At 71.4% G+C, this 15,310-nt stretch carries 12 protein-coding genes; 8 read left to right on the top strand and 4 right to left on the bottom strand.

The genetic code is table 11. The features are described from left to right. A complete protein-coding gene (locus tag AB0C35_RS14370; protein ID WP_358455079.1) occupies positions 1-459 on the bottom strand; it encodes a roadblock/LC7 domain-containing protein in 459 nt (152 codons plus the stop codon). Next, on the bottom strand, positions 459-3,215 hold the full coding sequence (locus AB0C35_RS14365; protein ID WP_358454860.1) for a nitrate- and nitrite sensing domain-containing protein: 2,757 nt from the start codon (positions 3,213-3,215) through the stop codon (positions 459-461). The genes AB0C35_RS14370 and AB0C35_RS14365 overlap by 1 nt, the downstream gene beginning before the upstream one ends. 391 nt (positions 3,216-3,606) lie before the next feature. Here AB0C35_RS14365 and AB0C35_RS14360 point away from each other — a divergent pair, with 391 nt between their 5' ends. Next, positions 3,607-4,449 carry a CbiX/SirB N-terminal domain-containing protein gene (locus AB0C35_RS14360; RefSeq protein WP_358454858.1) on the top strand — a complete coding sequence of 281 codons (843 nt, stop codon included), beginning with the start codon at positions 3,607-3,609 and terminating at the stop codon, positions 4,447-4,449. 33 nt (positions 4,450-4,482) lie between these two features. Here AB0C35_RS14360 and AB0C35_RS14355 read toward each other — a convergent pair whose 3' ends face one another. Both AB0C35_RS14355 and AB0C35_RS14350 read right to left on the bottom strand, forming a co-directional pair. After that, positions 4,483-5,280, bottom strand: a complete 798-nt coding sequence (locus AB0C35_RS14355; RefSeq protein WP_358454856.1) for an enoyl-CoA hydratase-related protein — start codon at positions 5,278-5,280, stop codon at positions 4,483-4,485. A 4-nt stretch (positions 5,281-5,284) separates the two neighbouring features. Next, complete coding sequence (locus AB0C35_RS14350) at positions 5,285-6,187, bottom strand: SDR family oxidoreductase (protein ID WP_358454854.1); 903 nt, start codon at positions 6,185-6,187, stop codon at positions 5,285-5,287. Positions 6,188-6,447: 260 nt separating this feature from the next. On the opposite strand from AB0C35_RS14350, the gene AB0C35_RS14345 reads away from it, so the two are divergent. From AB0C35_RS14345 to AB0C35_RS14315, 7 genes are all read left to right on the top strand, one after another. Continuing rightward, positions 6,448-7,515: a dihydrodipicolinate reductase gene (locus tag AB0C35_RS14345; protein WP_358454852.1), complete on the top strand. Its 1,068-nt coding sequence runs from the start codon at positions 6,448-6,450 to the stop codon at positions 7,513-7,515. An 84-nt stretch (positions 7,516-7,599) separates the two neighbouring features. Continuing rightward, complete coding sequence (locus AB0C35_RS14340) at positions 7,600-8,562, top strand: glutathione S-transferase family protein (protein ID WP_358454850.1); 963 nt, start codon at positions 7,600-7,602, stop codon at positions 8,560-8,562. Between the two features lie 61 nt (positions 8,563-8,623). After that, positions 8,624-9,295 carry an AIM24 family protein gene (locus AB0C35_RS14335; protein ID WP_358454847.1) on the top strand — a complete coding sequence of 224 codons (672 nt, stop codon included), beginning with the start codon at positions 8,624-8,626 and terminating at the stop codon, positions 9,293-9,295. 233 nt (positions 9,296-9,528) lie between these two features. After that, positions 9,529-13,254 (top strand): multifunctional oxoglutarate decarboxylase/oxoglutarate dehydrogenase thiamine pyrophosphate-binding subunit/dihydrolipoyllysine-residue succinyltransferase subunit, encoded by a 3,726-nt coding sequence (locus AB0C35_RS14330; protein ID WP_358454845.1) that lies wholly within the window; start codon positions 9,529-9,531, stop codon positions 13,252-13,254. A gap of 130 nt (positions 13,255-13,384) precedes the next feature. Beyond that, positions 13,385-13,567: a DUF6104 family protein gene (locus AB0C35_RS14325; RefSeq protein WP_358454842.1), complete on the top strand. Its 183-nt coding sequence runs from the start codon at positions 13,385-13,387 to the stop codon at positions 13,565-13,567. Positions 13,568-13,662: 95 nt separating this feature from the next. Beyond that, positions 13,663-14,487, top strand: a complete 825-nt coding sequence (locus tag AB0C35_RS14320; protein WP_358454839.1) for a DUF4097 family beta strand repeat-containing protein — start codon at positions 13,663-13,665, stop codon at positions 14,485-14,487. Positions 14,488-14,496: 9 nt separating this feature from the next. Then, the gene (locus AB0C35_RS14315; RefSeq protein ID WP_358454837.1) at positions 14,497-15,285 is read left to right on the top strand and encodes a helix-turn-helix transcriptional regulator; all 789 of its coding nucleotides are present in this window, start codon (positions 14,497-14,499) and stop codon (positions 15,283-15,285) included. Positions 15,286-15,310 lie beyond the last annotated feature (25 nt).

Genomic DNA, 15,310 nt, shown 5'->3' with positions numbered 1-15,310 from the left:
TCACAGACCTCGCGGCGAGGACCCTCCGCCGCCCCCGAAGCCCTCACCCGCCGTTTCGTGGTGGGCTCCGAATCTGGGGTTCGCCTGCAGATGCTGGCCGACCCGCTTGACCAGCACCGCCATCTCGTAGGCGACGAGCCCGGCGTCGGCCTCCGCCTCGGCGAGCACCGCGAGGCAGGTGCCGTCGCCGGCGGCGGTCACGAACAGCAGCAGCGCGTCCATCTCGATGATGGTCTGGCGGACGTTCCCGCCGGCGAAGTGCCGGCCCGCGCCGCGCGCGAGGCTCTGCACGCCGGAGGCCAGCGCGGACAGGTGCTCGGCGTCCTCGCGGCCGAGTTCGGTGGACGCGGCGATCGCCAGGCCGTCCCGGGACAGGATCACCGCCTGCCGCACCGCCGTCACCCGCTCGGCGAAGTCGTTGAGCAGCCAGTTCAGCTCGCCGGTCACGGTGTTGTGCATCATCGCGTCCCCTCGTCGCCCACGTCCGACGCGCGTCCGCGCCGCCATCCCTGTTGTATCGATGCCATCAGCGAACGTGCCTCCTCGGGCGAGCGTGCGATGCCCCCGGACGCGCCTCCGCCGACGCTCGGCGGGGGTGGCGGGGGTCTCTTGCGCAGTTGGGGAGCCAGGTTCTCCTGCCGCACCCTCCGGGGCAGGCCCGCGTGGGTTCCGGCGGGCTGCCAGTCGTCCCGGGCGTCCGCGTCCACCACCTCGTCGGCGTCCACGATCTCGTCGGCGTCGACGACCTCTTCCGCGTCCACGATGTCGTCCGCCGCGACCTCGAAACGCGCGGCCTCACCGGACGGCCCCGGGGGCTCGTCCCGGGGCACCGGGACGGCGTCGTCCGACCACGGGTTCGGGGACGGGCCGGACCGGGCGGGCGCGGTGTGCTCGGGCAGACCCCACGGCGTCGCGGGCCCGGCGAGTTCCGGGAGGACGGGCGGGGCCTCGAGGTCGCCGGCGTCCTGTGCGCGCTGCCGCCGCCGGTGCGGCTCGTCCGCGGGCAGGGACGCGAACCGTCCGGTCGTCTCGGCCTCGCGCAGCGGGACGACCGCGTCGGATCGCGGCGCGGGCACCAGCATCGGCTCGCGTCCCCGGCCGGCGGGCGTCTCACCGCTCGCCGCCGGGTCCGCAGCGCCCTCGTGCGCGCCGTCCTCGCCGGATTCGGGCGCCGGCGCCAGCATGCCCGCCGCCATGTGCTCCGCGGGCACCACGAGCTCGTGCGGCAGCAGCACGATCGCCGTCACGCCGCCGTACGGGGACCGCTGCAGCGACACCGAGATGTCGTGCCGGGCCGCCAGCCGCGCGACGACGAACAGCCCGAGCTGGTCGGTGTCGACCAGGTCGTACTCGGGCGGCTCGGCGAGCCGCCGGTTGGCCTCCTCCAGCAGCCCGGGCCGGACGCCGAGGCCGCGGTCCTCGATCTCGACGGCGAACCCGTTGCCGACGCGCTCGGCCATCACCCGGACCTCGGTGTTGGGCGGGGAGAACGACGCGGCGTTCTCCAGCAGTTCGGCCAGCAGGTGGACGACGTCGGTGACGGCCGCGCCGACCAGGCCGTCCTCGGACTCGGTGAGGACGGTCGCGCGGGTGTAGTCCTCGATCTCCGAGACGGCGGCGCGCAGCACGTCGGCGAAGCGGACCGGATGGCGCCAGCCGCGTCCGGGCGTGGCGCCGGACAGGATGATCAGGCTCTCCGCGTGCCGCCGCATGCGGGTGGTGAGGTGGTCGATCCGGAACAGGTCCTCCAGGTCATCGGCCTCGGCGCGGCTCTCCAGGCCGTCCAGCATCGTCAGCTGGCGGTGCAGCAGCGACTGGTTGCGGCGGGCGATGTTGAGGAAGATGCGGCTGACGCCGGCCCGCAGCTCGGCCTGTCCGACGGCCGCGTCGACGGCGGTGCGCTGCACCTTGGAGAACGACTCGGCGAGCCGGGCGACCTCGGTGGTGCGGCCTGCGGCCAGAGGCGGCGCCTCCGCGTCGACGTCCACGCTCTCGTTGCGGCTGAGCCGGTCGACGAGGCCGGGCAGCCGGCGGTCGGCCAGTTCCTCCGCGGAGCCGCGCAGCCCGACCAGCTCGCGGACGAACCCGCGCGCGAACCGCAGTGACAGCAGCACCGAGACGAGGATCGCCAGCAGGCCGAGGCCGCCGACGACGCCGAGCCTGATGTAGGCGGCCCGGCCGAGGTCGTCGGCGTGCTCGCCCGCGCGCTTGGAGTTGCCGAGCACCATCTCGTTGACGGCCAGCACCAGCGGCTCCGCGGTGCGCCGCCACTCCTGCGCTCCGACGGGCAGCGGCTCGCGCGGGTCGGCGTCGGCGATCCGGTCCTCGATCTCCCGGAAGCTCTGGTACTGGGGGGAGGCGAAGACCTGCGCCGTCCCGGTCGCGTAGATCTCCGGGTCGAGCAGCGAGCGCTGCTTGATCCACTGCCAGCGCTGCTCGCCCACCATCTCCACGAACAGCCGGTGCTCGGCCGCCGTCATCCGGCCGCCGGTGACGAGGGCGGAGGCGATCAGCGCGTTCTCGCGCTGCAGCAGTTCCATGGCGCGGCCGGCGTGCCGGGTGGACAGCGTCCAGTTGTAGAGCTCGGAGTCGTCGATGACGACGAGGCCGTCGTACAGCCGGTGCATGTCGTCGACCATCGTGCTGTAGCTGTTGATGGCGGTCAGCCGCTCGATGGACCGGTCGTCGACCGTGGTGCGGAGCCCGGGGAGCCCGCCGAGCGCCTCCAGGACGTCGGAGACGCGTTCCTCCATCTCTTCGGTGGTGGCGCCGCGGGCGGCCTCGGAGGTCGCCTCGCGGCGGAAGTGGGCGATGGCGTCGTCCACGCGGTTGCGCTGCAGCACGAGCGCGTTGGGCGTCGACGGCGCCTTGGAACGCGGGGTGCTGAGGAACACGGCGGACGCCTGGCGCTCCTTGCCCAGCTCGACCAGGACGCCCTGGCCGCTCGGCGCGAACTTGCGGTCGAGCGTGTGGTAGTTGCGCTGGGCGAGCGCGTCGCGTCCGGTGACGTTGGCGGCGTATCCCCACAGCGTGACCAGGGACAGCAGTGGCACCAGGAGCAGCGCGGCGACCTTCGTGCGGATCGAGCGCGTGCGGGTCGAGGGCGTGCGCCGGCGGCCGGCGGGCTCGGCCGGGCGGCCGGGCGGGCCGTGGCGCGCATCGGTCTTCGCCGCGGTGTCCCGGGGGGTGTCCCCCCTGGATGAAACGGATTCCATGTGACCTCGAACGTTCCGGCGCGGAGGATCCCTGGATCATAAAGGCGGTGCGCGACCGGCCCGCAACCCCTTTGGCGCCTTTCGGACGTATTGCCGCCATTCCGTGTCACCTGCGGCTATGCGCTCAGGCGCACCGGGGACGCCGAACTCCACAAAGAGATAGCGGCAAATCCGGACAATTTACTTCATTTCCCCCTGTTGCCGGGGGGTGGTTGCGCCATACTGTGCTGCTTCACCCACCGCTCGCGTCGCGGCCGGCACGGGAAGGAGATCCACGATTCATACAGGCAACGACGGCGGCTGGAACGAGGGCGCCCGCACCGGGCCGCCGAACACGTCCGGCGGGGCCGGGAGGCCGACTTCCGGGCCGCGGGACGTTACGATGCCCGCCGTGAGTCCCGAAAGCCAGGCATCCGAGGCACTTCCGTCGCGACGGCGCCGCGCACCCCGCGGCGGCCGGCACCGCGGCGACGAGTCCTTCCTGCTGCCGCACGGATCCCCCACGCTCATCCTGGCCGTTCCCGGCCCCGCCCGGCGGGCCGGTACCGAGATCGCCGCCGAGCTCGCTCGGCTCGTCGAGATCGAGCACACCGGCCAGCCCGCCCACATCGCGCATCTGGAGGGCGACGAGGCGAGCCTGCCCGCGGTCCTCGCCGGGCTGCGCCAGGAGGAGGACCGGCTCGCCGCCGTGGTCGTCCCGCTGTCCACCGGGCCCGACCCGGCGCTGGACGCGGCCGTCCACGCCGCGGTGGCGGCCGCCCCGGTGCGGGTCGTCGCCGCCGAGCCGCTCGGCCCGCACCCGCTCATCGCCGAGGCGCTGCACGACCGGCTCGCCGACGCCGGCCTCGCCCGCGCCGACCGGATCAGGCTGATGACGATGGTGACCGCCGCGTCCGGCGTCATCGTGGCCACACCGGGGAACGCCACGGCCGTGCGGCAGGCCGAGGTCACCGGCGTGCTCCTGGCCTCCCGGCTCGCGGCCCCCGTCTTCACCGCCTCGCTGAACGACGAGGCGTCCGTCAAGGCGGCCGCGGAGCAGCTGCGCGCTGCCGGCGCCACGTCCATCGCCGTCGCCCCGCACCTGATCGGCGCCGAGCCGGAGGGAGCCCTGGTCGCGCACGCGGCGGCCGTCGTGGGCTCCGCCCACTCGGCTCCCCTGGGCGCCCACCCGGCGCTGGCCAGGCTCGCCGCGCTCCGCTACGTCGAGGCGCTCTCGCTGGCCCTGTCCGAGTAGCCCAGGGGGCGCGGGCCCCCTGGGCGTACGGACTCAGCGGTTCTTGAACTCGGGTGGGCGTTTCTGGAGGGTGGCGGTCATGCCCTCGGCCAGGTCCTCGCTGAAGAAGGCGAGGGTCTGGACGGCGGTCTCCGCCATGAGCTGCCGCCGGAGCCCCGGCACGTCCAGTGACGCGTTCAGCAGCTCCTTCGTGCGGCGCAGCCCGTACGGGGACCTGGTGAGAAGCTCGTCGGCGAGGGCCTGCGCCGACTCCACGTCCCCGCCCTCGGGGGCGATCTCGGTGATGAGGCCGAGGGCGTCGGCGCGGCCCACGTCCAGGCGCTGGGCCCGGTAGCAGATCTCCGCGGCCCTGGCCGGGCCGACGAGGCGGGGCAGCAGCCAGGACAGGCCGCAGTCGCCGGCCGACAGGCCGAGGTCCACGAACGGCACCACGAAACGGGTCGTGGGGTCGGCGACCCGAAGGTCGCAGGCGAGCGCCCACGAGACGCCCATGCCCGCGACGGGCCCGCGCAGCGCCGCGATCACCGGCTGCGGGATCTCCCGCAGCCGCGCGGTGACCTCGCCGCCGCGCGCGATGCCCCGGTAGAGCCGCTGGACGCGGCCCTCCGAGGTCTGCCCGCCCGGGTCGCCGCCCTGGATGTCCATTCCCGAGCAGAACCCGCGGCCCTCGCCGGTGAGCACGACGACCTGGGTGTCGGGGTCGCGTGCCAGGTCGTTGAGGACGTCGAGCATCTCCTCGGTGAGCGCGCCGTCGACCGCGTTCAGCCGCTCCGGGCGGGACAGGGTGATGGTGCGGACCCCGTCCCGCCGGTCGAGCTTGATCCCGCTCAACGGCTCAGGAGGTGAGCTGCTGGATGAGGGGGCCCATCTGCTCGCCCACGTTCTTGAACACGGTAAGCGGGTCGGCCGCGTTGATGGCCGCCCAGTTGTCGCGGACGTCCTCGACCGACAGCGTCGTCTTCTGCCCGTAGCCGGGGCCCTCCGCCACGAAGATCTTCGCGATGCGGCCGCCGCCCACGGTGTAGACCTCGCCGGAGTCCTGGTTGCCCTCGTGGACGAGGTAGGCGACGAGCGGCGTGACCTGGTCGACGCCGAGCTTGTCGGCGAAGTCGGCGGGCAGCAGGTCCTCGGTCATCCGGGTCCAGGCGACCGGGGCGATCGCGTTGGCCTTGATGTCGTACTTGGCGCCCTCCTGGGCGAGGGTCTTGGTGAAGCCGACGAGTCCCATCTTGGCGGTGGCGTAGTTGGCCTGGCCGAAGTTGCCGAACAGGCCGGCCGGGGACGAGGTGTTGACGATCCGGCCGTAGCCGTTCTCGCGCAGGTGCGCCCAGGCGGCGCTGGAGACGAGGAACGAGCCGCGCAGGTGCACGGCGATGACCGCGTCGAACTCCTCCGGGCTCATGTTCTTGAACGACTTGTCCCGCAGGATGCCCGCGTTGTTGATGACGATGTCGACCTTGCCGAACGTGTCCAGCGCGGTCTGGACGATCGCCTGCGCGCCCTCGGGGGTCGCGACGTTGTCAGGGTTGGCGACGGCCTCGCCGCCGTTCTTCTTGATCTCGTCCACGACCTCCTGCGCGGGGCCGGCCGAGGTGCCGACTCCGGACCGGTCGCCGCCGAGGTCGTTGACGACGACCTTGGCGCCGCGCGCGGCGAGCTCCAGCGCGTGCTGGCGGCCGAGGCCGTGGCCCGCCCCGGTCACGACCGCGACGCGGCCGTCGTAGCGCAGTTCCGACATCTCTGTCTCCTCACATCGCACCGACTGCGAACCCCGGACGATCACCCGGGGGTTACCAAGTGGTACCAGTAAACCGAATCCCGCTCGGCCACGGCTCCCGGGGGTTCGTTCCCGCCTGGACGCCCGGCCAGTCCTGCGTACGATGGGACATGGGAGGAAGTTGCGCCGAATGCCGCTTTTCACCCGGAGTCGCGGCGTAGTCTCCTCCCGATACGGGTTCACTCATCGAAGCCGCGAGGAGCAACGGAGGTCCCGTCTCGATGAGCACCGCCGCCGCGCTCACGCCGAGCCGCCGCCCCCACCGCGTCGTGCAGTGGGCGACGGGAGCGGTCGGCCGCAGCGTGATCAAGGGCGTCCTCGACCGCGACGACATGGAGCTCGCCGGCGTCTGGGTGCACACACCCGCCAAGGCCGGCGCCGACGCCGGCGTCCTCGCCGGGCGCGACCCCGTCGGCGTCACCGCGACAGGCGACGTCCGCGACATCCTCGACCTGGACGCCGACTGCGTCCTGTACGCCCCGAGCCCGGCACAGGACCGGGTCGCCGAACTCGACCTGATCTGCTCGCTGCTGTCGTCCGGCAAGAACATCGTGTCCCTGAGCGGTTTCGTCTACCCGCAGGCGCACGGCCCGCACTACGCGAACGAACTGGAGCAGGCCTGCAAACGCGGCGGCGTCTCGATCCACGGCAGCGGGATCAGCGGCGGGTTCATGGCCGACGTCATGCCGCTGACGCTGACGCGGCTGTCCCGGCAGATCACCCACGTCTACTCCCGGCAGGTCTTCGACTTCGCCCCGCACCCGTCCTGGCAGATGGTCCACCACATGCTCGGCTTCGGGAAGGACGAGGAGGCGTACCGGCGCGCGCTGCGGCCCACCCGCACCGCGATGCGGGCGGTCTTCTCCGAGAGCCTGCACCTGATCGCCGCCGGGCTCGGTGTCGACCTGGACGAGGTCGACGTGGACGTGGAGCACCGCCTCGCCCGCACCGACCTCGCCCCCGCCGCCGGGCCGATCCCGCGCGGCACGGTCGCGGCGGCCCGCTGGACGTTCAGCGGCCTGGCCGCCGGACGGCCCGTGATCACCATCGAGATCGTGCACAAGGCCGACGCCGCGCGGATGTCCGACGAGTGGGGGCGCCCCGGATACTCGCTGCGCGTGGACGGCCGGCCCTCCCTCACCCTGGCGACCGACGAGCAGTGGGTCTCCGACGAGATCTCCGCCGCCGCGTCCCACGCGCTCAACTCCGTCCCGGTCGTCTGCGCCGCCGAGCCGGGCATCCGCACCTGCCTGGACCTGCCGATGATCGGCGGCCGGATGCGGATCTGAGCGGCCGCACGGCCGTTCGGGCCGGGCCGCCGGCGGTTATCGTGGGCCTGGGAACCGCCCATCGGCGTCCGGGAGGAGTGCGGCATGAGCGTCCAAGAGGTCGAGGGGGGACGGTTCGTCCGGCAGGCGAACCGGTTCACCGGCCGGATCACGGCCGACGGGTCGAGCGGCCTGCCCGCCGAGCCCGGCCGCTACCGGCTGTTCGTCTCCTACGCGTGCCCGTGGGCGCAGCGCAGCCTGATCGTGCGGCGCCTGCTCGGCCTGGAGGACGCGATCAGCGTCGCCGTCGTCGACCCGATCCGGGACGAGCGCGGCTGGCGGTTCCCCGACCACGACCCCGTCACCGGCGCGGTGTTCCTCTCCGAGCTGTACCTCGGCACCGACCCGTCCTTCAAGGGCCGCTACACCGTCCCGTGCATCTGGGACACCGAGACGAAGCGGCTGGTCACCAACGACTTCCCGAACATCACCACGATGATGGAGACGGAGTTCACCGCCCATCACCGTCCTCCAGCCCCCACCCACCACCAATCAAACGACGAGCTTCGCTCGGCCGACCGGCAGGGCGCGCCCGACCTGTACCCGGAGGCGCTCCGCCCCGAGATCGACGAACTGAACGACCTCGTCTACACGACCGTCAACAACGGGGTCTACAAGTCCGGGTTCGCCACCTCGCAGGGCGCCTACGAGGAGGCCGTCGACGCCCTCTTCGCCACCCTCGACCGGCTCGAAGAGCGCCTCGCGGACCGTCGCTACCTGTTCGGCGACGAGATCACCGAGGCCGACGTGCGGCTCTACCCGACGCTCGCGCGCTTCGACGCCGTCTACTACGCGCACTTCAAGTGCAACGTGCGCCACCTGACGGACTACCCGAACCTGTGGGCCTACGCCCGCGACCTGTACTCGGTTCCCGCGTTCGGGGAGACCACGAACTTCGACCACATCAAGCGCCATTACTACGTGACGCAGCGCAACATCAACCCCTCGGGCGTCGTCCCCAAGGGTCCCCTCGTCGACTGGACCGTTCCGCACGGCCGGGACAGCTGACCTCGTCACATCGTTATGCTGGCGATCCTCCAGTAATCCCCACGAGAGGCACGACCCGACCATGCGCAGCCAGTTCTTCGGAAACATGGACCAGGGGCAGCAGCTCCCCGGCCACTTCGCCCTCCAGAACTCCAAGATGCTCCGGATCCACCTCAACGGAGACGTCCTCGCCCGGCAGGGCTCCATGGTGGCCTTCCAGGGCCAGATGGAGTTCGACTACGAGGGCTCCGGCGGCATCGGCAAGTTCATGAAGAAGGCCCTGACCGGCGAGGGCGTCCCGCTGATGCGCGTCAAAGGGCAGGGCCTGCTGTTCGTCGCCAACGACGCCGACGACATCCACCTGTTCTACCTCGAGAACGAGGGCATCACCGTCAACGGCGCCAACATCCTCGCCTACGACTCGCACCTGCAGTCCGACATCCAGCGCGTCCAGGGCGCGGGCATCGCCGCGGGCGGCCTGTTCAACACCACCCTCACCGGCACCGGCTTCGTCGCCCTCACCACCCACGGCACCCCGGTCATGCTCGACTGCGGCCGCGCCCCCACCTTCGCCGACGGCCAGTCCGCCGTCGCCTGGAGCACCAGCCTCCAGGTCGGCGTCAACCGCACCTTCAAGGCGGCCGCCCTCATCGGCCGCGGCAGCGGCGAGGCCATGCAGCTCGCCTACCAGGGCCAGGGCTTCGTCCTCATCCAGGCCAGCGAAGGCCCGACGGTCGCTCCCCACACCCACTGACGGTCGAAGGCCGGGATCGGCGGCTGAGGATCACCCCGCGGGTGACGCGCGTCCGAGGAGATCGGCACTGTTGAACACTGCCGAAGCTACGGTCCTGGCTTCGGCATGTTCGGCCATACTGGCGCGGCGCGGGCGCGGCGCTCACCGTGCTGGCGTGGGGGGCGGGCAAGAACGAGTAGCCTTGATGCGTCTCAGAAATTACCTGCGAGCTGCGGAAGAGGGCGATCTCCGCCGTGTCGACAGAGTCGTCGCAAACTAGTGCCGACCCAACGATGACAGACTTCGGTGCCAACGAGTGGCTGGTCGACGAGCTGTACCAGAAGTACCTCGAAGACCCGAGCTCGGTTGACGAGGCTTGGTGGAACTTCTTCGCGGACTACCAGCCGGACAGCCGGCCCGCGTCCGTGACCCCGGCGTCCCCCGGGGCGCCCCAGGCCCCCTCCCAGAGCACGGCCCCGAACGGCACGGCGGCCGCTCCGCCGACACCGCAGCAGCCGGTCGAGCCCCCGAAGGCCCCGCCCGGGGCCAAGGCCGCCCCGAAGGCGGAGCAGAAGGCCGCGAAGAAGCCGGCGCCGCCGCCCGTGCCGGCGGGCGCCGAGGAGGTCAGGCTGCGCGGCGTCGCCGCCAGGACGGTCACCAACATGGAGACCAGCCTGAGCGTGCCGACCGCGACGAGCGTGCGCACCATCCCGGCCAAGTTGCTGATCGACAACCGCATCGTCATCAACAACCACCTGAAGCGCGGGCGCGGCGGCAAGGTCTCGTTCACCCACCTGATCGGGTACGCGATCGTCAAGGCGCTCGCCGCGATGCCGGAGATGAACACCGCCTACACCGAGGTCGACGGGAAGCCGGTGATGATCCGGCCGGAGCACGTCAACTTCGGCCTGGCGATCGACCTGCAGAAGAGCGACGGGTCGCGGCAGCTGGTGGTGCCGAGCATCAAGGCCGCCGACACGCTGGACTTCCGCCAGTTCTGGGCCGCCTACGAGGAGATCGTCCGCAAGGCGCGCGGCAACAAGCTCACCATCGAGGACTACCAGGGCACCACGATCAGCCTGACGAACCCGGGCACGATCGGGACGGTGCACTCGGTGCCGCGGCTGATGGCCGGCCAGGGGACGATCATCGGCGTCGGCTCGATGGAGTACCCGGCGGAGTTCGCGGGCGCGTCCGGCGAGACGCTGTCGCGCATGGGGATCAGCAAGACGATGACGCTGACCTCCACCTACGACCACCGCATCATCCAGGGCGCGCAGTCCGGTGACTTCCTGCGCCGCATCCACGAGCTGCTGCTCGGCGCGGACGGGTTCTACGACGAGATCTTCGAGGCGCTGCGCATCCCGTACGAGCCGGTGCGCTGGGTCAAGGACATCTCCGCGAGCCACGAGGACGACGTCGCCAAGGTCGCCCGCGTGCACGAGCTGATCCACGCCTACCGGGTCCGCGGCCACCTGATGGCCGACACCGACCCGCTGGAGTACAAGCAGCGCCGCCACCCCGACCTGGACATCCTCCGGCACGGCCTCACCCTGTGGGACCTGGAGCGCGAGTTCGCGACGGGCGGGTTCGGCGGCAAGCCGACGATGAAGCTGCGCGAGATCCTCGGCGTGCTGCGGATGGCGTACTGCCGGACGGTCGGCATCGAGTACATGCACATGCAGGACCCGGAGGAGCGGGCCTGGATCCAGGAGCGCGTGGAGGTCCCGCACGAAAAGCCGTCGCGCGAGGAGCAGCTGCACGTGCTGCGCCGGCTGAACAGCGCCGAGGCGTTCGAGACGTTCCTGCAGACGAAGTTCGTCGGGCAGAAGCGGTTCTCGCTGGAGGGCGGCGAGTCGGTCATACCGCTGCTGGACTCGGTGATCTCGGCGGCGGCGAAGGCCAGCCTGGACGAGGTCGTCATCGGCATGGCGCACCGCGGCCGGCTGAACGTGCTGGCCAACATCGTCGGCAAGTCCTACGGGCAGATCTTCGGCGAGTTCGAGGGCAACCTCGACCCGCGCAGCGCGCAGGGCTCCGGCGACGTGAAGTACCACCTCGGCGCGTCCGGCGACTTCGTCGCCGACGACGGCTCCAAGATCCACTGCGAGCTGGTCGCGAACCCGTCGCACCTGGAGACGGTCGACCCGGTGCTGGAGGGCGTCGTCCGCGCCAAGCAGGACCTCCTCGACGTCGGCGAGGCCGGCTTCAGCGTGCTGCCCGTGCTGCTCCACGGCGACGCCGCGTTCGCGGGGCAGGGCGTGGTGGCCGAGACGCTGAACCTGTCGCAGCTGCGCGGCTACCGCACCGGCGGCACCGTGCACGTGGTGATCAACAACCAGGTGGGCTTCACCACCGCCCCCGAGTACTCGCGTTCCAGCGTCTACGCCACGGACGTCGCCCGGATGATCCAGGCGCCGATCTTCCACGTCAACGGCGACGACCCGGAGGCGTGCGCGCGGGTGGCGCGGCTGGCGTTCGAGTACCGGCAGACGTTCAAGAAGGACGTCGTCATCGACATGGTCTGCTACCGGCGCCGGGGCCACAACGAGGGCGAGAACCCCTCGTTCACCCAGCCGCTGATGTACGACCTGATCGACGCGAAGCGGTCGGTGCGCAAGCTGTACACCGAGGCGCTGATCGGCCGCGGCGACATCACGGTCGAGGAGGCCGAGCAGGCGCTGCGCGACTACCAGGAGCAGCTGGAGCGGGCCTTCACCGAGACCCGCGAGGCCGTGAAGCGGCCCCAGGAGCCGGGTTCGGTCGTGAAGCCGGACGTCGAGGAGCGGATCCCGATCGACCACGGCAAGGCCGGGTCGGCGATTTCGCAGGAGACCGTCAAGCGGATCATCGAGTCGCAGGTCAGCCTGCCGGAGGGCTTCACCCCGCATCCGCGGCTCCAGCCGATCCTGCAGCGCCGCGCCCAGATGATCGAGGACGACGCGATCGACTGGGCGACCGGCGAGCTGCTGGCGATGGGCTCGCTGCTGATCGACGGCCGCCCGGTGCGGCTCGTCGGGCAGGACACCCGGCGCGGGACGTTCGGCCAGCGGCACGCGGTGCTCGTGGACCGCAGGACCGGTGAGGAGTACACGCCGCTCAAGCAGTTCGGGCAGGGCGTGTCGAAGTTCTACGTGCACGACTCGCTGCTCAGCGAGTACGCGGCGATGGGCTTCGAGTACGGCTACTCCATGACCCGCCCGGACGCGCTGGTCTGCTGGGAGGCGCAGTTCGGCGACTTCGCCAACGGCGCCCAGAGCATCGTGGACGAGTACATCTCGTCCGGTGAGCAGAAGTGGGGCCAGCACTCCGGTGTGGTGCTGCTGCTGCCGCACGGCTACGAGGGGCAGGGGCCCGACCACTCGTCCGCCCGCATCGAGCGCTTCCTGCAGCTGTGCGCGCAGGACAACATGACGGTCGTGTACCCGACGACCCCGGCGAACTACTTCCATCTGCTGCGCTGGCAGGTGCTGTCGGGCCGCAACAAGCCGCTGGTGGTGTTCACGCCGAAGTCGCTGCTGCGGCTGAAGGCGGCCACGTCCCCGGTCGCGGAGATCACCGGCGGCGCGTTCCGGCCGGTGATCCCGGACGGCGACCCGGCGATCGACCCGGCGGGCGTGCGGCGGGTGCTGCTGACCACCGGCAAGATCTACTACGAGGTGATGAAGTCCCGGGAGGCGGCGGGCGCGAACGACACCGCGGTCGTGCGGATCGAGCGGCTGTACCCGCCGCCGGTGGACGAGATCAAGGCCGAGCTGGCGAAGTACCCGGCGGGCGCCGAGGTCGTGTGGGTCCAGGACGAGCCGGCCAACATGGGCGCCTGGCCGTTCATGGCGCTGAAGCTGTCGCACCACATCGAGGGTCTGCGGATGTCGCGGGTGTCGCGTCCGGCGTCCTCGTCCCCGGCGGTGGGGTCGGCGAAGATGCACCAGGCGGAGCAGGAGGCCCTCCTCGCCCGCCTGTTCGGCGAGCAGGGGTAGGCGGGGCCGGGGGCCGACCCCGCGCTTCGGAAATCAGGTATCTGGAACGACGTGGACCCGAGGGCTCCGGTGCGCTGCGCCGGGGCCTTCGGCCGTCCGCGGCCGGCATCGCAGAGAGTGGAACCAGGCCATGTACTTCACCGATCGGGGCATCGAGGAGCTGACGGACCGGCGCGGCGAGGAGGAGGTCAGCCTGACGTGGCTGGCGGAGCGGCTGCGCGAGTTCGTGGACCTCAACCCCGAGTTCGAGACGCCCGTCGAGCGGCTGGCCACCTGGCTCGCCCGGCTGGACGACGACGAGGACGACGATTGACCGACGCCCAGAAACGCGATACATCTTGACTTTTCAAGAACGCGACATATCGTGTTTACTGGTCAGAGGACGCTCGGACGAAGGGGCAGATCCCTATGTCGCGCTGGACGATCGACGAACCGACCACCCTCGACTTCGACGGAGCGGTCGCGCTGCGGGCCACCCTGATCGCGGGGAACATCTCGGTGCTCGCCTCCGACGAGCGGCCGTCCATCATGATCGGCGACGTCGAGGGCCCGCCCCTGGTGATCACCCATGAGGCCGGCATGCTCACCGTCACCCACGAGAAGCTGTGGGAGAACGTGCTGAGCTGGCTGCGCACGCAGCGATGCCGCGCGTCCATCACCGTGACCGTCCCGCACGACTGCCCGGTCACCCTGAACCTGGTGTCGGCGGACGCCGTCGTGACCGGCATGACGGCCCGCACGTCCATCAAGAGCGCCTCCGGCGACGTCACGCTCGACGAGGTGGCCGGCGCGATCGACGCCAACACCGTCTCCGGCGCGATCGAGGCGCAGGGCCTGGACGGGACGGTGTCGTTCACCTCCGTGTCCGGCGACCTGTCCCTGGCCGGCGGGTCCATCGACCATCTGGCGGCGCGGGCGGTCAGCGGCCGCATCGCCGCCGACGTCAGCCTGACCGGCGACAGCAGGGTCGACGTCAACACGGTCTCCGGCGAGGTCGCGCTGCGCATCCCCGAGTCCGCCGGCGCGCACGTCACGCTGAACTCGGCCGCCGGGCGGATCGAGACGTCCTTCCCCGAGCTCGGCCGGCAGGAGCGGCCCGTCGCGCGCAGCATCGCCGGCAAGCTCGGGGACGGCTCGGGGCGGCTCACGGTCAACACGGTGTCCGGCTCCATCACCCTCCTCGGCCGCGACGACGCCGAACCGGAGATCACCGCACCCCGAACGGAGAAGTGAGGAATCCACGTGAGCCCCGTTTTCGGCCACGGCAGGCTGCGGCTGTACCTGCTGAAGCTGCTGGAGGAGAGCCCGCGGCACGGCTACGAGGTGATCCGGCTGCTGCAGGACCGGTTCCTCGGGGTCTACTCGCCCTCCCCCGGCACGATCTACCCGCGGCTGGCCCGGCTGGAGTCCGAGGGCCTGGTCACCCATGAGGTGATCAAGGGCAAGAAGGTGTACTCGCTGACCGACAAGGGCCGCGAGGAGCTGGAACGCCGGATGGACGAGCTGGCCGATCTGGAGGAGGAGATCGCCGCCTCGGCGCAGGAGTTCGCCCGCGGGGTGCAGGAGGACGTCCGGCAGACCGTCCGGTCGCTGCGCGAGGAGCTCACGCAGGCCGCCCGGACGATGCGCGACCAGGGCAAGGCCACGTCCAAGGAGGCGTGGAAGGAGACCGCCGACCGGCAGAAGGACGAGTGGCGGCGGCAGAAGGAGTACTGGCGCGAGCAGAAGCAGACGTGGAAGGAGGAGTGGCGGCAGAGCTGGGACGACGCCTGGAAGACGGCGACCGGCACCCGCGAGGACGTCGCCCGCCTCAAGCTGGAGCGCCTGCTCCGCAAGTTCGTCGAGGACGTCCGCAAGGCCGCCAAGCACTCCCGCCTCGACGACGACGGCCTCGCCGCCGCCCAGGCGATCCTGGACGAGGCACGCGCCCGCCTCAAGGACGAGGTCCTCAGCCGGGACGGGCACCGCGCCCGCAAGGACGAGCACGAGCACGGGCACGGGCACGGGGAGCACGAGCACGGCGGGCCGTGACCGGGACGCCCCGGCCACGGGCCCG

Origin of the sequence: Spirillospora sp. NPDC048819, assembly GCF_040650055.1 — a bacterium.
Taxonomy (GTDB): domain Bacteria; phylum Actinomycetota; class Actinomycetes; order Streptosporangiales; family Streptosporangiaceae; genus Spirillospora.
Note: the sequence above shows the minus strand (reverse complement) of the source record. Positions and strands in the feature narration are given on the sequence as shown.